Genomic DNA, 20,482 nt, shown 5'->3' on the forward strand with positions numbered 1-20,482 from the left:
CACTTCAGCTTTTTGATTTGGTAGAATTGAGCAAATAAGTAAGGCAAGAAACTCGAAGCAGAGAAGCCAAATTCTCAACTTTTCCATGGCGTTCGATCGACTCTTGATACAGGGTAGCAATGAATTGCGGAACTGTTAGGTTCTCTTGAGTCGCTACTTGTTCGAGCACTTGCCAAATTTGGTTTTCAAGCGCCAGACTAGTCACGACACCTTGTATTCGAATCGACTTCTTGCTGACTCTATACAATAGCGGGTTTTGAGAGGCGTATAGTTCACACATAATTTTGGAGGCTCCTGTGGCAAAAATGCTCCACTCAATGATCAGAGTGTTAGACCTAGATAATTCTATACAATTCTATCATGACTTATTTGAGTTAACGGTGAAGAGACAAATAGAATTTGAGCAGTTTTCATTGACGTATTTAAGCAATTATAATTGCGATTTTGAACTTGAATTAACTTATAACTTTGCTCAGCAAGCACCGTATGAGCATGGCAATGGATATGGGCACCTCGCCTTTGGGGTTGATGATTTAAATGCGATTTGGGAAAAAGCCAACAAACTAGGGTACAGTCCTATGGATATTAAAGAGTTTTACAATCGAGAGCAGCTGGTTGCTAAATTCTTTTTTATTCGTGACCCTGATGGTTATCAAATAGAGGTCATTGAGCGAAACAATACGTTTCAATAGCGATTTGACTACCAGGGTTCTAGGCCATCGCAAACTCACTACGATTTCCCATCCATCTTAGAATAAGTGGGTCGACACTGTTAGTATGATGTCGGAGTAAATCAAATGCGATCCCTCTAATACTGGGTAGCATATGCTTATCTCTAGTTAAATCAGCGATTTTCAAGTCAATTAAACCGGTTTGTTTTGTGCCTAGTACTTCGCCTGGACCACGAATCTCAAGGTCTTTCTCCGCAATAACAAAGCCATCATTACTGTCTCTTAGCACTCCTAAACGTTTTTGCGCTGTGTTAGATAGTGGCGCATGGTAAAGCAGAAGGCAGTGTGAGGCGATGTCTCCTCGACCGACTCGACCGCGCAATTGGTGCAATTGCGCCAATCCTAATCGCTCTGGATTTTCAATTATAATTAAGCTGGCATTAGGTACGTCAACACCTACTTCGATAACAGTTGTTGCGACTAACACATGGTAAAGGCCAGCTTTAAAATCCGCCATAATTTGCTGCTTTTCTTGTGCTTTCATCCTGCCGTGAACCAAAGCAACTTTGAGATCCGGGAGCTGTTTACTTAGCTGCTCAGCCGTATCTTCGGCTGCTTGGCATTGTAGTACCTCAGACTCATCTATCAATGTACAGACCCAATAAACTTGGCGCTGTTGTTCAATACACGCATTTTCAACACGCTTTATCACTTGGTCGCGTCTAGTGTCAGGTACAGCTACGGTTGTTATTGGTGTTCTTCCTGGTGGAAGCTCATCTATGACAGAGGTTTCTAAGTCAGCATATGCAGTCATAGCCAAGGTGCGCGGTATAGGTGTTGCTGTCATAACCAATTGGTGTGGATAACAATCACCAAATTTACCTTTTTCCCTGAGTGATAAACGCTGATGGACGCCAAAGCGATGTTGTTCATCAATAATAATGAGAGCTAAGTTTGAAAAAGCCACTTGCTCTTGAAACAAAGCATGAGTGCCAACAACCATTTGAGCTTGGCCTGTCGCGATTTTTTCTAGTGTTTGAGCGCGCTCTTTCCCCTTGGTTTTCCCGCTTAACCAGCATGTTTCTATACCCAATGGCGTAAACCACGCCTTAAAGTTGAGCGCATGTTGCTCTGAGAGGATCTCTGTTGGTGCCATCAAAGAAACTTGATACCCTTTAGCAATGGCTGTTAATGCACTTAGAGCTGCGACTAAGGTTTTACCTGAGCCGACATCACCTTGAACTAGTCGCAGCATGGGTTCTGACTTTTGTAGATCTTGCTTTATTTCACTCACAACACGACTTTGTGCATTGGTTGGTTTAAAAGCCAGTTGAGCGAGAAACGCAGGTTCCAATAAGTTTGTAGGTGGCAGAGACACAGCTTTTACTGCTTGGCTTTTTTGCCTCAATTTTAGCAAGCTTAGGTTTTGCGCCAGTAACTCTTCAAATGCGAGCCTTTGCTGTGCCGGATGTTGCCCTGTCTCTAGCTGTGCTAAGTTCACATCTTGTGGTGGGTTGTGCAGCAATAGTAAGGCCTCTTTCAGGCTTAGCTGATTTGGTCTGTATTGTTTAGGAAGATGATCTTCGATATCATACTTTCTAAGTAATTCAACAGCTTGCTCTGCAATAGCGCGTATGCTGAGCTGCTTCAGTCCTTCGGTGGTAGGGTACACAGGTGTAAGCGCATCACTGGCCGAGCAGCTATCTTCTATGGAATCCACAATATTGTATTCTGGGTGTGCCATTTCTGGTCCAACACGACCACGGCGTACTTCGCCAAAGCAGCGCATAAATTTGCCCGGTTGCATGGCGTTTTTCTGTGCCGCAGAAAAGTTGAAAAATCTCAGGGTTAAGCGTCCAGTCCCATCGTTAATTTGACACACCAGCATTCTACGCTTGCCAGACGTAATATTTGCTTGCTCAATCTCACCTTGCGCAGAGACATGCATATGAGGCATCAACGTCGCTATTGAGTATGTTTTAGCCCTATCTTCATAACGTAAGGGAAGGTGAAACAGCATGTCTTGAACACTTAAGATACCTAATTTAGCAAGGCGTTCAGCAGCTTTGGGGCCAACGCCTTTAAGATCGGTAATTGCATACTGTGCTAAATTAGGACTCGACATAGATTTCCTTAAGCTTTGCTAAATTTAAGCGTATTCCAAAACGCTTCATCTGCGATGATCTCACCTTCATCATCTAGTTGAGGGTAAGGTAGCGCTTTTTCGTTACAGCGATTTGCGATAATTGGGTGGCAGCCTTCAAAAAGCAGTTTATGTTTCACCTGAGGGTCAATCATGTCCTTTCTTTCGTACATGCCAGCGGCCTCTCTTTGCCTTTGTGCTTCATATAAAATCAGAGCCGCTGCAACAGAGACATTTAACGACTGCACCATACCAGCCATAGGGATAACGATGTGTTGATCAGCATGTTGGAGCGCACGATCTGAAATCCCAAGTCTTTCTTGCCCAACAATGACAGCAGTAGGTTTAGTGTAATCGATCTCTCTAAAATCAACGGCAGTGTCACTCAAGTTTGTCGCCAGTAATTGAATACCTGGGGTTTTCTCTCTGATGGTTGCAACGGCCTGATCAATATCATCGTGCATCCGGGTATCTACCCAGTTTTTACTACCACCAGAGGTATTATTCGTTAGGCGTCTTTGTTCTTGAGGCCAAACTGCATGTACATAATGGCAGCCAACAGCGTCAGCAGTTCGAACGATTGCTGATAAGTTATGGTGCTTATGTACTTCATCAAGACATACGGTTAGATCCGTCTGACGTTGTTCTAGAATGCGTTTTACGCGTTGAAAGCGATTCTCTTTCATTAAGTACGGCTCATAAATACAAAATTGTGTGTATTATATCAAATTTATTACTGTATAAGTACACACCCTTTTGATGCTACCTAATCAGGTAAATCATGGCGTAACCTCACGCATGATTGGTGCTTGTAATGAAATTAACGTCTCTGTGGATTGAATTGCTTCTATTGATTGAATTTTGTTAACTAATACATCGTGTAAATGATCCATCGAGCTACTCAATACTTTGATAAAAATACTGTAGTTACCTGTTGTGTAGTACGCTTCGACGACTTCTTCAAAGCTCTCTAATTGCGCAATCGTATTTTGGTAATCTCTGGCGTGTTTGAGGTTAATTCCAATAAAACAGCAAACATCATAGCCTAGTTTTTTGGCATTAATGCATACTTTCGTCCCTTCAATGATCCCTGCTTGCTTCATTTTTTCGACTCGGACGTGAATGGTGCCTGCACTTACCTTAAAGCGCTTGGCTAATTCTGCATACGGTGTTCTTGCATCATCCATTAAAGCGTGAAGGATGGATTTATCGAGATTGTCGATTTGATAATTTTCCATGTGATATTCGAGGATTAAATGATGATTTCTCAAATATAACCCTGTTTTATTGTTGTTTGAAGTTATCTTTTAATGTTTTTATTTTTGAATGTTGAATTTACTTTTAAATTTGTTGACGATGGATATATCAGCACTGGCTGCAAATAATCATCAACAGTTTGGAATGAGGTTCAAGATGAAATCAGATTACTTGGTAACACAGCAACAAATAGCACGTGTAAAAAGCGTTTTTTCAACTCAGCTAACAGAGCGCCTTGGCCTAATTGAAGTGCAAGCGCCCATCTTGGCAAAGGTCGGCGATGGAATACAGGACAACCTAAGTGGAACCGAGCAAGCCGTTTCTGTCAACGTGAAAACTTTACCTGAGAGTGAGTTTGAGGTGGTACATTCATTGGCAAAATGGAAGCGTAAAACACTCGGAGATTACGGGTTTTCTGTGGGGGAGGGGCTATATACACATATGAAAGCGTTGCGCCCTGATGAAGAGCGACTGTCTCCAATTCACTCAGTATTTGTTGACCAATGGGACTGGGAAAAGGTGATTTGTGGTGAAACACAAAGAAGTTTGGAAACATTAAAAGAAACGGTCGGCACGCTATATCAATGTATTAAGGCAACTGAGCAAACTATTGCAGATGATTTTGATTTAGCGTCTTTCTTACCCGAGAAGATAACCTTTATACACACGGAAGAATTACGCAGTATGTATCCTGATTTCAGTGCAAAGCAACGTGAAAAAGCAATTGCGCAAGAATATGGGGCTGTCTTCTTAATTGGTATCGGTGGTGAACTGGCCAATGGTAAAATTCATGATGTCCGAGCCCCTGATTATGATGATTGGTCAACCCCGACTTGCGATAAATACCAAGGACTTAACGGAGATATCATCGTTTGGAACCCAGTGCTTGAAGACGCTTTTGAAATTTCATCAATGGGAATTCGAGTGTGTCCTAAGTCTTTAGCGCACCAGTTGGAGTTGAGTGATGCACAAGAGCGTAAAGAGTTTGATTGGCACCAAGCATTACTTGCACGTGAGCTTCCTCAAACCATTGGCGGTGGCATTGGGCAGTCTCGATTGGTTATGTTACTACTGCAAAAAGCACATATCGCTCAAGTACAAGTAGGCGTATGGCCAGAGCAGCTCAAGCAGTCAATTGATGGGGTTTTATAATTGAATAAGGGGCTTGTTGCCCCTTATGTTTTAAATTCGATTTCGATTTTGCCTTCTTGTAACTTGGCAGTGCAGGGTGGGTAGCTACGATTAGTTCGATAGGTTTTGTCAAAAATATGCAACTCAACACCTGAATGTAATGCACTAGTCGCTTGTAATTGTGTGCCTTCAAGTAATTCGTGTAGAGTGTGGTCCAGCTCACTGAGTTTATTTTCTAGTACTTCGGCTTGTTGGCTATAGTGTGTCTGTGTCGCGCTAATTTTCGCCATGAGTATCTTTTTCTTTTCGGCATCCTTTAACTGATCTGCTTTTTCAACCGCTTTTTGCAAGTTGTCAATTTGTTCATCGGTTTCGCCGAGCTCTCTAATGCACTGGTCGGTTTTATTGGTGATCTCAATTCCCGAGGTTGCTAAGTAAACTGACATAGTTGCCCCAGAAGGGCTGCCTATTTCACCAGCCGTAACAGATTGAGCATCGAAGATGGTACCGCCTACGAGTTTTCCTCTCGGGTTGTCTTCAAGCCCCACGAGTACTTTTCTCAACGCTTTGATATCACAGTGGTTAGCTTGTTTTTGAATGTATACGTTACGCCCCTCTAAGTAGGTATATTGGCCATGTACTATGTTAATGTCACCTTTGGCAACCAGTTTACTTGTTAGGCTTTGATCATTGTCACTGTGATCTAAGTGACCAATAACACCGCCACGCACTTCAATATTGCCATCGCTAAAAATTTCCCCAGAGTCGACAGTGCCCATGATAGTTACATCTCCGGACGCTTTTACTTTCATGCCCGGTTCCACATTATGGGTCACAATAACACTGCCACTGAAATCGATATGGCCACTTTTTACGTTGACATCATTGATGGTAAAGATGTCGTCTACACGCATACCATTGGCAATATCTGAAGGGCAACCAGCAATAGTTGCGATCAGTTCCAGTGGGTTAGTCTGGGAGATTTCCGTCCCTTCGCCGGCCACTAACTGAAATGTTTCTCCTGGCTGTGGCTCAATCGTTTCGCCGGTAACCGTAAAGCCCTCTTTTCCTGGGGTTGCTGGTCTTTGCGTAATCAGCAAAGTACCAGGAGACACGCTCGACAACGCGCCAAAATCACGCATATCTACCGTGCCATCTTCTCTCAGCTTTGGTTTTTTCAGGCGCTCTTTTAAGGTTAAAACATGAGATATCAGTTTGGCTGGCAAGCCATTTTCTGGTGGGCGACCTTGGGCAATGATACCTGAATACTCAGCTCCTGGCTGATCGTCGAACTGTTTGGATAAAACCTTCTCTAAATATGCTTGTTTGTAGCCGCGACACACGCCCGCCTTTACAATAATTTTTTTTGCTTGATCAAGACTGATAAGGCTACCGCCTTTTGCAGTGGTAAGCTTGGCGGAGGCCTGCATTTTATCTTCTGAGATAGAGATAGATAATTCAGCGTCTTTTTGTTTGGCTACGAGTAGTTGTTGTTCGGACACATCACTTTGAAAATATGCTGCGATAGAATCGTGATCTACCTCACAGTCAGCGTAAGGAGAGCACTCTAATGCCTCGACTATAAAAGCTTGGCTTGGTGGTGTTGCTGCTGCAACATCCATTAAAACTTTGCCATTTTTTGTGACTTTAAACACAGGCTTTTCCTTATCGACCATGCGGCCTTTACAAAAGGCTCGCAAAAAATCTAACTCTTGTAAGCTTGCAACCGTATTGCCTTTCTAAACCCTTAAATAAAAGGGGCATTATATGTAAGACAGGCTTGAGCCAGATAAATTCTATCACCACTTTAATAAGCGGTTTTGTCTGTTTAAAATTAATTAGTACCAATGAGCTGGTTTATCTTATGACTCACTTTCAGCTTGCTTAATTAATATTATGTAGTCAAGTGGTTAAGATCAAAGTTCAAAGTGCAAATAAAACATTTTTTATGGATAGGTGAAGGCGGGTTTGAATTGATTGGGCATAAAAAAGCCCGCATATTACGGGCTTATTGTTGAGTTTAGTAAAAGTGACTAATTAGTAGAGGGCAGCTCCATGATGCCATCTATTTCTATTTGGACATTTTTAGGCAACTCTTTAACCCCAATTGCAGCACGCGCTGGATAAGGGGTTCTGAAATACTGACTCATTATGTCGTTTACTGTTGCAAAGTGACTAAGATCAGTCAAAAAGATATTTACCTTGACCATATCCTGAAGCTCACCGCCTGCGGCTTCACACACGGCCGAAAGGTTTTTAAACACCTGATGCGCCTGCTCTGAAAAATCTTCAGAAATGACTTCCATGGTCTTCGGTACGAGTGGAATTTGGCCAGATAGATATACAGCCGTTCCCACTTTAATAGCTTGATTATATGTCCCAATGGCAGCCGGAGCTTCATCAGTAGATATGATAGCTTTAGTCATAATTCTTTCCTTTAGCGTTTACGATAAACGCGTTGTACATCTGGCATTACTCGGATTTTTCGCATGATATTTGCGACATGGATCCTATCTTTTACCGTAACGCCCAGATCAATAATATACAGATTGCTTTCTTTTTCTTCGGTTGCAATCTCAACGATATTTGCCTGTGCACTGGCAACGACATTGGTCAATTTGGCTAGCGCACCTTGATGATTAATAATTTCCACACGTAAAGCAGCAATATATTCTTTTTCAGGATTATCTTCCCACTTCACCACACAGTATTTGGCGCGTTCGCTTTCCCAGCCCTTGATATTGCGACACTCTTGTCTATGCACCATTAGGCCTTTGCCTTGGCTAACATAGGCAGCGATGGCATCGCCTGGTACGGGTCGACAGCACTTAGCATAGGTGACGAGCATACCTTCGGTACCGATAATAGCCGCCTTTGTCTGCTTGGCAAAGCTTTCTATACCGTCATCGGCTTGAAGCAGTCTCTTGGCAATCAAAACACTCATGATATTGCCATTACCAATTTCTACAAGTAGCTCAAGTAGCGTGTTCAGATTATGCTCTTCAAGTACATGCCCTATGTGTTCGGCAGGAATATCATCTAGTTTTTGCTCTCCAAGAGCCGAATCAAGAAGGCGTCTACCCAATTGAATTGACTCTTCTTGGTGTTGGCTTTTCAAGTAGTTTCGTACGCCCAGCCTTGCTTTACCTGTGACAATAAAGTTTAACCAAGTGGCGTTTGGATGGGCTCCTGAACTTGTAATTATCTCGACAGTCTGGCCTGTATCAAGCTCCTTACTGAGAGGGTATGGTTTGCGATTAACTCGAGCACCCACACAAGTATTACCAACATCTGTGTGAACTGCATAAGCAAAATCAACGGCAGTGGCACCCATTGGAAGCTCGATAATGCGGCCATCTGGGGTGAATACGTAAATTTCTTCTGGGAAGAGTTCTGTTTTTACGTTTTCTACGAATTCAAATGAAGAGCCTGCGCTCTGTTGCAGCTCTAACAAGCTTTGCATCCATTGACGAGCACGCTGCTGTGCAGTGTGACCGGCGCTGTCACCAGCTTTTTTATACATCCAGTGTGCAGCGACCCCTTTGTCAGCCATATGGTCCATATCGTGAGTGCGGATTTGAATTTCCACAGGGATGCCGTGAGGCCCAACAAGGGAGGTATGCAGTGATTGATAGCCATTGGTTTTAGGTACGGCTATGTAATCTTTGAAGCGAGTCTCAATGGGTTTATATAAATTATGAGTAACGCCAAGAACACGGTAGCAGGTATCAATATCATCAACATTGATCCTAAACGCGTAGATATCCATTACTTCATTGAACAGAAGCTCTTTGTTAAGCATTTTTCGATAGATACTGTAAAGGTGCTTCTCTCGACCTTTGACTGACGCAGAAATACCCGCTTCTTCCAGTCTAGATTCAATTTCAGTTTGGATATTACTGATAACTTCTTTTCTATTACCGCGCGCTTTCGCGACTTCTGACTTCAATGCGCGATGACGCATTGGATACAATGCTTGGAAACCTAAATCTTCGAGCTCATTTTTTATGTCATGAATACCTAATCTATTCGCAATTGGTGCGAATATTTCAAGGGTTTCTCTGGCAATTCTTCTGCGCTTCTCAGGTCTTAAAAAGCCTAAAGTACGCATATTGTGGGTTCTATCTGCAAGTTTAATCAAGATAACGCGAATGTCCTGCGTCATCGCCATGATCATTTTACGATAGTTCTCGGCTTGAAATTCTTTTTTGTCTTTAAAGTCGAGTTTGTCTAACTTACTGACGCCCGCAACAAGTTCGGCTACGGTTTCACCAAAGATTTCTGCCAAGTCTGCCTGACTAAAGTCTGTGTCTTCAATAACGTCGTGCATTAATGCTGCCATCAGAGTTTCATGGTCTAGCTTCATGCTGGCAAGTATTTGCGTGACTTCTACTGGGTGGGTGATATATGGCTCACCGCTTGAGCGAGTTTGTCCCTCATGCGCTTCACGAGCGACAACATAGGCTTTTTGCACCAGTTCAACGTCTTCTGGTGATAAGTACTCTGAGATTTTTTTCTTGAGACCTTCAAATAGATACATTCACACTCCAATGTTCCAGTGAAGTTAATAGATAGTTATTATTGAATATACGATGAATTGGCTCGGAAGCCAACGCAAAGGCATACTGCATTTGCAATATAATGAAAAAAAACGCCAGCAAAAAGCTGGCGTTCATTCAAACTTTACTAAGACTTGGCATATAGCCGTCTAAAAGTTTATTTTAGCGGTTACCACCAACGATGGCTGCTACTGCTGCTAGCTCAGCTGCCTCTTGGTTTTGTTGCTCTTCACGGTCGATCATGTCTAAAGAGTCTGGTGTTACCAGACCTTCTTCAATTTCACGTAGCGCGATAACAGTTGGCTTGTCATTTTCGGCTTCAACCATAGGGTCTTTACCACCAACAGAAATCTGACGAGCGCGACGCGCTGCAACAAGGATTAAATCGAAACGGTTACCAATTTTATCTACTGCATCTTCTACAGTTACGCGAGCCATCGAAGCACTCCAAAAAATTATACATTTAGCAAAGGGCTAGTTTACTGTAAAGTGCCCGCTTCGCCAAGTGAATGGTTAAAATTTATCGAAAGCAATTGCCATGGGGTGATTGCTTAAGTGTAATAATCAATTCTTAAGCTAACAGCTGTGCTATCAGATTTTGGTGTCGAGTTTGTTGTGCTTTGGTCTGTAATCTCGCAGCAATAACAATGTGTTCTAACTCAGCCAGAGCGACATTGAAGTCATCATTGACAATCACATAGTCAAATTCATCATAGTGGCTGCTTTCTGACTTCGCTTCAGCCATTCTGCCAGCAATGACTTCTTGAGAGTCTTGGCCACGACTATTGAGGCGCTTTTCAAGCTCATTTTGAGAAGGTGGCAAAATAAAGACAGTTTTAACCTCTGGGATCAGGTCACGAACTTGTCTTGCACCTTGCCAGTCAATGTCCAAAAATACGTCAATGCCGTTGTTTAACTGATCTTCAATCGCTTGCTTCGATGTGCCGTAGTAGTTTTCAAATACTTGCGCCCATTCAAAAAAGTCACCCTTGTCAATTAAGGCTTTAAACTCGTCAACGTTAACAAAGTGGTAGTGTTCACCGTTATTCTCACCTGGGCGAGGCGCGCGTGTAGTATGAGAAACAGAAACTTTTATGTTTGCATGTTTTTCCAATAAAGCTTTGATTAAGCTTGATTTACCAGCACCTGATGGCGCAGATAAGATAAACAGATTACCACGTGTCATTGTCATAGTGAGACCTTTGTGTACTCAAAAGGAGATAAAATAGAGCCTGTTACTGCTCGTAAAAAAGCCCTATTTTAAATCGTTGAGCCCAGAGTTACCAGCTCAGTTATCCACGTAACCTAAATCTACTGACTAAAGTTGCCAGCTCTTCAGCTTGTTTATTCAGCTCTTGAGCCGAGTGTGCAGCAACTTGGGTGTCCTGTAAGGAACTTTGACTAGACTGTTCAATTTGCGAAATATCCCGTGCCATTTCACTGGCAACCACGGATTGCTCTTCAGTTGCTGTCGCGATGGATTGGATCATCGCGGCGATTTCGCTAGCGCCAGTGACGATGCCTTCAAGCTGAGTCCCCGCATCTTCGGCCATAGTTACACTATGGTTTACCTGTGAAACGCTGTTTTCCATTGATTTTACCGCATGCTCAGTTTGTGATTGAATTGATTGTACCGTACTGACAACCTCTTCTGTTGCTTTCGACGTGCGCTCCGCCAGTGTCCTGACTTCATCAGCTACTACGGCAAAACCACGGCCTTGCTCACCTGCTCGAGCTGCCTCAATGGCTGCGTTAAGTGCCAATAGGTTGGTCTGCTCTGCAATACTGCCAATCACGCCGATCACATTACCAATTTGGCTACTTAACTCGCCTAAATGTGTCACGTTTTCTGATGTGTCTTGAACTTCATTCGAAGCAGACTTAATTTTATCTACCGTCGAAGTCACTGTGGAGCCACCCTCCGATGCGAGATTACGCGCACCTTCTGCATGGCTTGCTGCAACCTGACTCTGCGAAGCAACCTCAGATACAGTTGCGCTCATTTCTTCTATCGCGGTTGCGACTTGTGTTGATTGATCTGCTGAGGCTTGGCTGCGAGAGGCTATCTGGTTGTTTGTATCCGCAATTTCATTACTTGATGTTTTGACATCATTGACCACATTACTGATGGCTTGTAGTAAGTTGTTAAGGGAGTTGGACATTTTATTGGTAGCTTCGGCGAGACTATCAATTTCATCTTTGCCTTGGTGTTGAATTAAAGGTTTTGAAATATCGCCTTCGCTGATCCCTTCGGCAATAATGAGTACTTCACTCAAGCGAGTGACAATTGAACGGCTGATCACATAGGCTACTGCAATGGCGATAACAGCAGCGATAAGGGTGATCATAATGATGATCACGAGTGTGGTATTGAGCCCTTCTACTAAGTGGTCTAGCGCATTGGTGGCATCGACCTTTTCTTCTTCACTTGAAACACTCAGAATTTTCGACAGTTCAACCATTTGGTTGGACGTTAAATCTCTGAGTTTTTGCTGCGCTTTGGCGTAAGACGTAGAATCATAAGTACGAAATATATCTTTTGCTTCATCTTGAATGGTTGCAAACATGTCTTCAATGCGAGCAATATCTTTGAGTTCATTGGGTTTTTGTTCTAATGGCTTTAATAAATCCAAGTAATATCTAAAGCTTTGTGCATCATCATTAAAATTCTCTTCGGCCCCTGCATCCCCCGTTGTATGAGAAATAATAGCCGCTATCATATCGCCCGCTTCATCAACGAGCTCTAGATAATAGCGCACACCAGGTAAGTCATCATTTAGTGATTCTTGCAGGTCTGAAGATTTCATCGCATCGTTGAACTCTTGCTCTTTTAATGAGTCGAGTAAATCTTCTAAGTCTTCACCTGTGCCTTTATCTAGCTTATCAACACGCTCTTTGACATTTTGGTAGGCCCTTGGGTCATATTTGGCGAAGATTTCGCTCTTTACATCGCGGTGAAACTTTTCTGCCAACTCCATGATACGGGCCATTTTCTCGCGGTCAGATTGTTTTGCAGATTCGTACCCATATAATTCTTTTTGCGTGGTCTCAAAGCGTTCAAATAATTGATTAAATTCTCCAACCTTGCTCACATCACCATTGAGATATTCAAGTGCGGTATTGTTCAGTTGATATTCGAGGTGCAAAAGTCGGTTGTAGAGGATCATACCCGGCAAATCATCACCTTTAACCTCAAATGCGCGCGCAGTTTCTGTGGAGACCTTAAACCATACGACAGTGCTCGAAAATACCATCAATGCAATAAGGCAACCAAAGGACAAATATAGCTTTTTGCTCAAGTTCATATTGTTCCCCAAGAAAGTTGGTTACTCCAATTCCCTGGAATATCAAATTTGCTTACCCAAATTATTATTTAAGGTTAAGAAAATTGCGAATTTGGGAATTAATTTCTCCATTGATTGTTTCGTATTCAGCTATGAAGTGTTTCATAATTATCTATTCGGGGGACGAGGTTGATTTGTAATTGGCATAGAGGGTGGTGGCTATTACTTGTTTTTGAGGCGATGGGCAGTGCTTTTAGTCACTGACATGAAATAACAAATAGCCTGAATTACTGCGCTCTGATGCTATGTGCTAAGCCTTTTAACATTAAGCGCCATAGACACGACTACTCTTTTGCAGGTTAAGGCTCATATCATTAGAAATAATTAAACCAGTGCAGAGGTCTCTTGGAAGGGGAGGGCTAAGGTTAAAAATATTACCTCAAGACTCATTGTAGATTTATTAACGAAAGCGGCCTGAATAAAGCCTGCTATGAACTTCTGGAAGATTAATATGTAAATTTTCATAAGAGTAAGCATTAAAACACAGGCTTACTCTTAAAGTCAGGCTACTAGCTCTTTAATGCTTGGCTGGTTTATCAATCAGTTCGTAGCCAACTTGAGCTGATGCCTGAGATCTTTCTGGTAGCTTAGGAGAGCTTCCATTTGCTCCCCCTTTGATATATTTTAACAGGTCAGTTTTCAGTGATTTCATAATTCAATTCCTTCGATTCAGTTATTAATACATGAGCTAAAAACTCACTGTAATTACACTTAATTGCTTCCTTCCTTTATTGAATTGGGAGTTTTTTGTGCTTTATTTGGTTGCCAGTTTGCCATAGATCTATCTGGTAACCCTGGAGCGTCTGCACTTCCACCAAAAATGAATTTAATCATTTGTTTATTCAGTATTTTCATAATTCAATTCCTTCGATTTAGTTAGTAATACCTGAGCTAAAAACTCACTGTAATTACGCTTAATTAATTCCTTTCTTTATTGAACTGGGAGTTTTTTGTGCTTTATTTGGTTGCAGGTTTGCCATAGATCTATGTGGTAGTTCTGGTGCTCGAGCGTCTCCACCAACAATAAATTTAGCCATTTGTTCATTCAGTATTTTCATAATTCAATTCCTTCGATTTAGTTAGTAATACATGAGCTAAAAACTCACTGTAATTACGCTTAATTAATTCCTTTTTTTATTGAACTGGGAGTTTTTTGTGCTTTATTTGGTTGCAGGTTTGCCATAGATCTATGAGGCAAATCTGGTGAACTACCATTCAATCCACCACAAATTGCTTTTAATTTACTCGTATTCAGTATTTTCAAAATTCAATTCCTTCGACAGTATCTGTAATTTCTTACATACTCTCTGAAAATTAGGGTAAAACAATCTTTGCCATATCGTCGGTTTGCGTGTGTGAAGGCAAAGCTCGAGACTGTTGTTGAGGTAAATCTGGAGAACGGGAGTTACCACCCTGAATTTTCTTACAAAGATTTTTAGTTAGAGCTTTCATTGCTTGTCACATCCTTTTATTAATATAGTCATTTTTTCCAAACTTATAATCTCTAGTCTGAATATTATGTTGAGTTATTCAATTAGTTATGAGAACAACTCAACTTGAGCGATATATTATTCCAACAAGGTCTCAATGCGCTTTTAATTGGCTTTTTCTGTAGTAATGTCTCTCGACTGAGCTTTCAGGGCATATGTGAGCAAACAAGCACACAATACTAGTTGCACACATAAGATAATATTATCTCTAAAATATAGCTTAAAGTAAGCATTGCTAATTAATGAGTGCTTGTAAGCTAGAACTTCAGTCCAAGTAATGAGATTAACAAATATGGCCATTACAAATATGAGTGCAATCATGCGTTCTTGAGCAGAAAGTTTCTGATTATCATATATTTGCTTGTAGAAATCTATGCTGGTCTTTTCATAGATATATATCGCTAAATTCCTACGATAAACTATTGGTAACATAAAAACAACATTTATACTGGCCTGAAATAGGTAGTAGTGTGTATTCCACTGCGAACTTATTGGGTAGGAAGCAAGGTTTAGTACGATAACTACTGCATATGAAATTAAAAACCACCTTGCAGTAGCTGATGTCCAACTAAGCAAAAGTCCAACAGCGATAAATATTAGTTGTCCGTGATCGACTAATGAATATATCTCATACATGTTGCCTTACTCCTTTTCTCGCTCAGTTTGATGTTTATCGACAATCATTGAAGACTTAAAATCAAACACACTGCTTAAATCCTTGCCAAATATTAGAAATAGCTCAAACAACTGGGTAAAGGTCATATCCGTTTTACCGGATTCATAATTACTGATTGTTGCCTGATCGACACCGAGCTTTTTACCCAACTGGTCCTGAGTCCACTTTTTTTCTCTGCGCAGCTGTCGCATAGAGCGCTGCACATAAACTCGAAAGTTCTCTGTTTTGATCCTTCTAGTGCTACCTAACACACCTTGCTACCTCTTCCTTAATCCGTCAGCGTAACATATCAACAGATATTATTTTTATCAACTAATTATTAACAAAAGACCTTTAAAATTAGCATTTTATAAAAGTATTAATAAAAATGGGCGTAAGCTTCAATACCGATTAGAAGTAGCGCGTTTTTTGCTTTTTGTTGTTAACAAAAAAGAAGTAGAAGAGCATTGAAGGTGCAATTCTACATTTGAAGGAACAGAGACTCATGGGGGTTATATAGCCCAACCATAAGGTACGCCTAAAATAGACAGGCGGTAAATTGCTTCTGCTTTATCTCTAAGATCCGCGTCAATATTTTATATTAGACATAACACCGTAATCTTCAGGAATATAGTGGTCGTAACATCATGTAATACCAAGCCAATCTCGATTCTTCTAACCTGCCAATACTAAATAATCGGTAAATACGAGGAATAAAACGATGAACGATGTATTTTTTGGATTAGCAGAACAATACGACACAGGCAGTATTCCCAACGTAGCAATCAATGCTTCAGGTCAAGTACTGGAGGTACATAAGAACGAAGAAGGCTTTAAACTTTACTATCGCTTTGGCAACTTGAATAAAGCGACTGTAAACTGGGAGGCAAGTCACCATTACGATGACGGTAATACTCCTGCTGTAGCAATGAACAACCGTGGTGTCGCAGTAGAAGTTCATAAAAATCAAGCTGGTTCTTCGCTGTATTATCATGTGGGGGATGTATCCTCAAACGGTGTAAGTTGGCATAGTTCCAACAAATACGATAGTGGCATTGAACCCAATGTAGCGGTTAATGACGATGGTATTGTTGTAGAAGTTCATAAAACTCAAAGCCCTTTTAGCAATGGTCTTTACTATCATGTGGGACAGGTTAACGGTAGCAAAGTTGATTGGCATTCTAGCCACGAATACGATTCAGGTTCTGTGCCTCAGGTCGCCCTGAATAATAATGGTTACGTCGTTGAGGTACATCAGTCACAAAGCAAATCAAAAGTCTGGTATCACGTTGGTCGCGTAAATGGCAGCAAAATTGATTTTGGAAGCAGCCATGAATTCGGCTCTGGGACAGCTCCAAGTGTAGCATTGACCGACGATGAAATTGTGATTGCTGTGTGGAGTCAAGGCGGAACACTGTATCAGCGCAAAGGCCAAATTAGTGGAACTCAAATTGATTGGCAAAGTGATGCTGTTGAATTTGATGATGGTCAACGGCCTTCTGTTGGCATTGCCAATAACACAGCAGTACAGGTGCACCCTTCAGAAACAATTTTATACGGATTGTGGTATTCCACGTCCATACTCACAAACCGAGCATCATGGATTCAAGATCGATTAGGCGAGCTGGGTAACAAAACCATATCTGAATTAGCCCTACCAGCTTCGCACGACTCAGGTATGTATAAAGGTGGACTGGCTGTATTTGGCAAAACACAGGACCTGTCAATTAAAGGTCAATTAGAAGCAGGGGTTAGGTACTTCGATTTGCGCCCAAAATGGACAGGGAGTAAGTTTGTTATTTATCACGGCCCAATTACCGGACCAGACTTATCAGAAGTCCTTTCCGACATTCGCTCCTACTGTGAGCAAGGTCATAAAGAGCTGGCCATCCTTAAGTTTTCTCACTTTGATGGCATCAATAGCGATAATTACCCAGTATTTCGTCAACAAGTTGAAGATGCAATTGGTTCATGGATGGTTAAAACTAAACCTGAAGGTAAGCGTTTGGCTGAAGGCACGCTAAATGAATACGTTAACGACGGCACAGCCATGATGGTCGCCATTGGTAATGATTTATCGATTAATCAGCCACAGCAAGGCTTTTGGGTTTACAAAGATTGGGACTCTAGCTCTGTTGCTAAAGCTGATCTGACCGTATTTGATGAGTACTCTGATACCATTAGTTTTAGTACGATGAAGCAAGATCAGTTCAAGAAGTTTGAGGAATTTACTGGCCAATGCAAAAAAGATCCAAGCGTCCCTTGTGACCTATTTTTACTCTCTTGGACACTTACCCCACCAACCGCGGTATGGCCGGTTTCCAAAGAAGCTAATCGGGCATTAGGAAGTGCAATGGTAGAGCTACCCGCAAAAAACCAATACGGAAAGATTGTAAACCTACTTTATGTAGATTACGTGGAGTACGCTCGAGCTACTGATGTGGCAATCGCTCAAAACAACACAAATCAGCTTTAAAGTCGTTTTCTCAGGTAACAGGAAGAACGGAAAAGGTTAATGCCTTTTTCTTCTTCCCGTTTTACGAGCGGCGCAACGATTACTCGGGTTTACCACGCTTTGGAATTATAGGTCATTTCCATCGTTGGGTTTACTAGGCTCACCATCATCAACTGTGTTGATCTAATTGACGATTAAACTTGGCAATTTCTTACCTTTAGTGCTCACCAATTGGATGAAACAGAATGAAAAAATACGGAACAATAAAAAACAAAACCCCGCTATAAAGCGAGGTTTTTCAGATGGTTATGAGCTTTTTTGAGCGCTAGTGAATTTTACTCTATATTCTGGATCTGCTCACGCATCTGTTCGATTAAGACTTTAAGCTCAACGGCTGCGTTGGTGATCTCAGAGTTGATAGACTTAGACGCTAACGTGTTTGACTCACGGTTAAACTCTTGCATCATAAAGTCTAAGCGACGGCCGCATGCGCCACCTTTTTTCAGGATTTTATGGGTTTCTTTAACGTGCGACTTTAAACGGTCCAGCTCTTCGGCGACATCTTGCTTTTGTGCAAGATAAATTAGCTCCTGCTCAAGGCGAGATTCATCGATTTCGGCCTGTAGCTCTTCAAGTTTTTGAGTGAGTTTATCACGCTGCCATTTTGCGACTTCTGGCATATGACCTTCAACCACATCAACTTGCTCTAAAATCGCATCTAAACGTGTTGTGATCATGGTTTCTAGATTTGCACCTTCACTGGCTCTTGCCGCTTTGAAGTCGGTGACTAATTCATTGAAACCTTCAAGTAGTGCGCCATTTACTTCGTCTAAATCGACTTCTTCTGCTTCCATTACGCCTGGCCAGCGTAAAATGTCAGCTGGGTTGATGTCGCCACCACTGTGTGATTGAACCCACTTCGCGTTGTCAATCAGTTGCTTTGCCAAGGTTTCATTAATTGACATTTGACCAACGTGCGCAGGGTTTGCTGCAAACTTTAAATAGACCTCAACTTTGCCTCGTTGTAGCTGTTTACGAAGGCGTTCACGTACTACTGGCTCTAGTGCCCTAAATTGTTCCGGTGCGCGGATAAACGTTTCAAGATAGCGTTGATTGACTGAGCGGATCTCCCAAACCCCAGTGCCCCAATCTCCTTTCACCTCTTTTCGAGCGTAGGCGGTCATACTATGGATCATATAAAGTACCTATTTAATTAAGTTAGCGTGGCCATTATAGCCTAATAAAAACGCTGCTCGGTAGCTAAAGCTAAGATTTCTTTTGGTATTGCGTGGCATAGCGCAAAGGATCCCTTTATAATATTGCGAAACTTTGATGATAGGGGAACGTGGATGCGTCCAAGCGAAAGAACTGCGAATCAGATTAGACCTGTAACATTTACCCGTAACTATACAATGCACGCCGAAGGCTCTGTGCTTGTTGAGTTTGGTAATACTAAAGTGCTGTGTACAGCAACAGTGGAAGCGGGTGTACCGCGTTTTATGAAAGGACAGGGTAAAGGTTGGATCACCGCAGAATATGGTATGCTTCCTCGCTCTACCCATACTCGTAATGGTCGAGAAGCTGCTAAAGGTAAGCAAGGCGGCCGTACGATGGAAATTCAACGTCTAATCGCGCGAGCTTTGCGCGCTGCGGTTGACTTATCTGCACTTGGTGAAAACACAATTACGATTGATTGTGATGTTTTACAAGCTGATGGCGGTACACGCACCGCGTCAATTAGCGGCGCTTGTGTTGCGCTTGTTGATGCACTTACACACATGCGTGCAAAAGGTATGATCAATGCGAACCCGCTTAAGTTTATGATTGCGGCAATCTCAGTTGGTGTATACAACGGTGAAGCAATCAGTGACTTAGAGTACCTTGAAGACTCAGAAGCTGAGACCGATATGAACGTGATCATGACTGAAACGGGTAAGTTAATTGAAGTACAAGGTACTGCTGAGGGTGAACCATTTTCTTTTGAAGAGCTTGATGAGTTGCTAGCGCTTGCTAAGCACTCTATTCGTGAAATCATCGATATTCAAAAACAAGCTTTAGCGTAAACATAAAAGGTTAGTTATGAAACAGTATCAAAAAGAGTTTATTGAGTTTGCACTTGAAAAGCAGGTGCTAAAATTTGGTGAGTTTACGCTTAAATCTGGCCGTACAAGCCCTTATTTTTTCAATGCTGGCTTGTTTAATACTGGCCGTGACCTTGCTCGTTTAGGCCGCTTCTATGCCGCAGCGTTAGAAGACGCAGGCATTGAGTACGACGTACTATTTGGCCCTGCGTACAAGGGTATCCCAATTGCAACAACGACTGCGGTTGCACTAGCAGATCACCATGACAAAGATGTGCCTTATTGCTTTAACCGTAAAGAGAAAAAGCAGCATGGTGAAGGCGGCAACTTGGTCGGCTCTGAGCTGAAAGGTCGCATCATGTTGGTTGACGACGTTATCACGGCAGGTACTGCTATTCGTGAATCAATGGAAATCATCAAAGCCAATGAAGCGGATTTAGCTGGTGTACTCATTGCTCTTGATCGCCAAGAAAAGGGTAAAGGTGAGCTTTCTGCCATTCAAGAAGTAGAGCGCGACTTTGGTACTGAAGTGGTTTCAATTGTAAAACTTGCTGACTTGATCACTTACTTAGAGCAAGCAGGCAGTGCGTCTGAGCATTTAGATGCAGTTAAAGCGTATCGTGACCAGTACGGTGTAGCTTAATCACGCCAATTTAGAAAAAATACCAGCCATAGGCTTAATGCCAGTCAGTTAAC

The 20,482-nt window shown here is 42.0% G+C and carries 22 protein-coding genes; 5 read left to right on the top strand and 17 right to left on the bottom strand.

What is annotated here, in order from left to right:
* Nucleotides 1-4: 4 nt before the first annotated feature.
* Complete coding sequence (locus N482_RS11505) at nt 5-280, bottom strand: ribbon-helix-helix domain-containing protein (RefSeq protein WP_063377176.1); 276 nt, start codon at nt 278-280, stop codon at nt 5-7.
* Nucleotides 281-305: 25 nt separating this feature from the next.
* Between N482_RS11505 and N482_RS11510 the strand changes: the two genes are divergently transcribed.
* The gene (locus tag N482_RS11510; RefSeq protein ID WP_231100844.1) at nt 306-692 is read left to right on the top strand and encodes a VOC family protein; all 387 of its coding nucleotides are present in this window, start codon (nt 306-308) and stop codon (nt 690-692) included.
* Between the two features lie 19 nt (nt 693-711).
* Here N482_RS11510 and recG read toward each other — a convergent pair whose 3' ends face one another.
* The 3 genes from recG to asnC all read right to left on the bottom strand — a co-directional run bounded on the left by recG (nt 712) and on the right by asnC (nt 4,052).
* Entirely contained in the window at nt 712-2,796 is a 2,085-nt protein-coding gene (gene recG, locus N482_RS11515) for an ATP-dependent DNA helicase RecG (protein WP_063377178.1), read from the bottom strand.
* Between the two features lie 8 nt (nt 2,797-2,804).
* The gene (trmH, locus tag N482_RS11520) at nt 2,805-3,500 is read right to left on the bottom strand and encodes a tRNA (guanosine(18)-2'-O)-methyltransferase TrmH (RefSeq protein ID WP_063377179.1); all 696 of its coding nucleotides are present in this window, start codon (nt 3,498-3,500) and stop codon (nt 2,805-2,807) included.
* Between the two features lie 93 nt (nt 3,501-3,593).
* Nucleotides 3,594-4,052: a transcriptional regulator AsnC gene (gene asnC, locus N482_RS11525; protein WP_063377180.1), complete on the bottom strand. Its 459-nt coding sequence runs from the start codon at nt 4,050-4,052 to the stop codon at nt 3,594-3,596.
* Nucleotides 4,053-4,227: 175 nt separating this feature from the next.
* Here asnC and asnA point away from each other — a divergent pair, with 175 nt between their 5' ends.
* Nucleotides 4,228-5,223: an aspartate--ammonia ligase gene (asnA, locus tag N482_RS11530; protein ID WP_063377181.1), complete on the top strand. Its 996-nt coding sequence runs from the start codon at nt 4,228-4,230 to the stop codon at nt 5,221-5,223.
* 23 nt (nt 5,224-5,246) lie between these two features.
* Here asnA and N482_RS11535 read toward each other — a convergent pair whose 3' ends face one another.
* The 12 genes from N482_RS11535 to N482_RS11570 all read right to left on the bottom strand — a co-directional run bounded on the left by N482_RS11535 (nt 5,247) and on the right by N482_RS11570 (nt 15,522).
* Nucleotides 5,247-6,857 carry a DUF342 domain-containing protein gene (locus tag N482_RS11535; RefSeq protein ID WP_063377197.1) on the bottom strand — a complete coding sequence of 537 codons (1,611 nt, stop codon included), beginning with the start codon at nt 6,855-6,857 and terminating at the stop codon, nt 5,247-5,249.
* Between the two features lie 378 nt (nt 6,858-7,235).
* The gene (locus tag N482_RS11540; protein ID WP_063377182.1) at nt 7,236-7,628 is read right to left on the bottom strand and encodes a RidA family protein; all 393 of its coding nucleotides are present in this window, start codon (nt 7,626-7,628) and stop codon (nt 7,236-7,238) included.
* Nucleotides 7,629-7,639: 11 nt separating this feature from the next.
* Nucleotides 7,640-9,742, bottom strand: a complete 2,103-nt coding sequence (spoT, locus tag N482_RS11545; protein ID WP_063377183.1) for a bifunctional GTP diphosphokinase/guanosine-3',5'-bis pyrophosphate 3'-pyrophosphohydrolase — start codon at nt 9,740-9,742, stop codon at nt 7,640-7,642.
* A 181-nt stretch (nt 9,743-9,923) separates the two neighbouring features.
* Nucleotides 9,924-10,199 carry a DNA-directed RNA polymerase subunit omega gene (rpoZ, locus tag N482_RS11550; RefSeq protein WP_063377184.1) on the bottom strand — a complete coding sequence of 92 codons (276 nt, stop codon included), beginning with the start codon at nt 10,197-10,199 and terminating at the stop codon, nt 9,924-9,926.
* A 133-nt stretch (nt 10,200-10,332) separates the two neighbouring features.
* Nucleotides 10,333-10,953, bottom strand: a complete 621-nt coding sequence (gmk, locus tag N482_RS11555) for a guanylate kinase (RefSeq protein ID WP_063377185.1) — start codon at nt 10,951-10,953, stop codon at nt 10,333-10,335.
* Nucleotides 10,954-11,053: 100 nt separating this feature from the next.
* Nucleotides 11,054-13,066, bottom strand: coding sequence for a methyl-accepting chemotaxis protein (locus tag N482_RS11560; RefSeq protein ID WP_063377186.1), 2,013 nt, complete (start codon nt 13,064-13,066; stop codon nt 11,054-11,056).
* A gap of 556 nt (nt 13,067-13,622) precedes the next feature.
* A complete protein-coding gene (locus tag N482_RS25930) occupies nt 13,623-13,757 on the bottom strand; it encodes a hypothetical protein (RefSeq protein WP_269202113.1) in 135 nt (44 codons plus the stop codon).
* Between the two features lie 59 nt (nt 13,758-13,816).
* Complete coding sequence (locus tag N482_RS24835) at nt 13,817-13,960, bottom strand: hypothetical protein (protein WP_155730570.1); 144 nt, start codon at nt 13,958-13,960, stop codon at nt 13,817-13,819.
* A 59-nt stretch (nt 13,961-14,019) separates the two neighbouring features.
* Nucleotides 14,020-14,163, bottom strand: coding sequence for a hypothetical protein (locus tag N482_RS24840; RefSeq protein ID WP_155730571.1), 144 nt, complete (start codon nt 14,161-14,163; stop codon nt 14,020-14,022).
* 59 nt (nt 14,164-14,222) lie between these two features.
* On the bottom strand, nt 14,223-14,369 hold the full coding sequence (locus tag N482_RS25230) for a hypothetical protein (RefSeq protein WP_196765336.1): 147 nt from the start codon (nt 14,367-14,369) through the stop codon (nt 14,223-14,225).
* Between the two features lie 331 nt (nt 14,370-14,700).
* On the bottom strand, nt 14,701-15,231 hold the full coding sequence (locus N482_RS11565) for a hypothetical protein (RefSeq protein WP_063377187.1): 531 nt from the start codon (nt 15,229-15,231) through the stop codon (nt 14,701-14,703).
* A 6-nt stretch (nt 15,232-15,237) separates the two neighbouring features.
* Entirely contained in the window at nt 15,238-15,522 is a 285-nt protein-coding gene (locus N482_RS11570) for a helix-turn-helix transcriptional regulator (protein WP_063377188.1), read from the bottom strand.
* Nucleotides 15,523-15,971: 449 nt separating this feature from the next.
* Here N482_RS11570 and N482_RS11575 point away from each other — a divergent pair, with 449 nt between their 5' ends.
* On the top strand, nt 15,972-17,726 hold the full coding sequence (locus tag N482_RS11575; protein WP_063377189.1) for a hypothetical protein: 1,755 nt from the start codon (nt 15,972-15,974) through the stop codon (nt 17,724-17,726).
* A gap of 314 nt (nt 17,727-18,040) precedes the next feature.
* Here the strand turns inward: N482_RS11575 and N482_RS11580 are convergent, their stop codons facing one another.
* Nucleotides 18,041-18,901: a YicC/YloC family endoribonuclease gene (locus N482_RS11580; protein WP_063377190.1), complete on the bottom strand. Its 861-nt coding sequence runs from the start codon at nt 18,899-18,901 to the stop codon at nt 18,041-18,043.
* A gap of 153 nt (nt 18,902-19,054) precedes the next feature.
* Here N482_RS11580 and rph point away from each other — a divergent pair, with 153 nt between their 5' ends.
* Both rph and pyrE read left to right on the top strand, forming a co-directional pair.
* Nucleotides 19,055-19,768 (top strand): ribonuclease PH, encoded by a 714-nt coding sequence (gene rph, locus N482_RS11585; protein WP_023399777.1) that lies wholly within the window; start codon nt 19,055-19,057, stop codon nt 19,766-19,768.
* A gap of 16 nt (nt 19,769-19,784) precedes the next feature.
* Entirely contained in the window at nt 19,785-20,429 is a 645-nt protein-coding gene (gene pyrE / locus N482_RS11590; protein ID WP_063377191.1) for an orotate phosphoribosyltransferase, read from the top strand.
* Nucleotides 20,430-20,482 lie beyond the last annotated feature (53 nt).

The organism is Pseudoalteromonas luteoviolacea NCIMB 1942 (genome assembly GCF_001625595.1).
Classification (GTDB): Bacteria; Pseudomonadota; Gammaproteobacteria; order Enterobacterales; family Alteromonadaceae; genus Pseudoalteromonas; species Pseudoalteromonas luteoviolacea_A.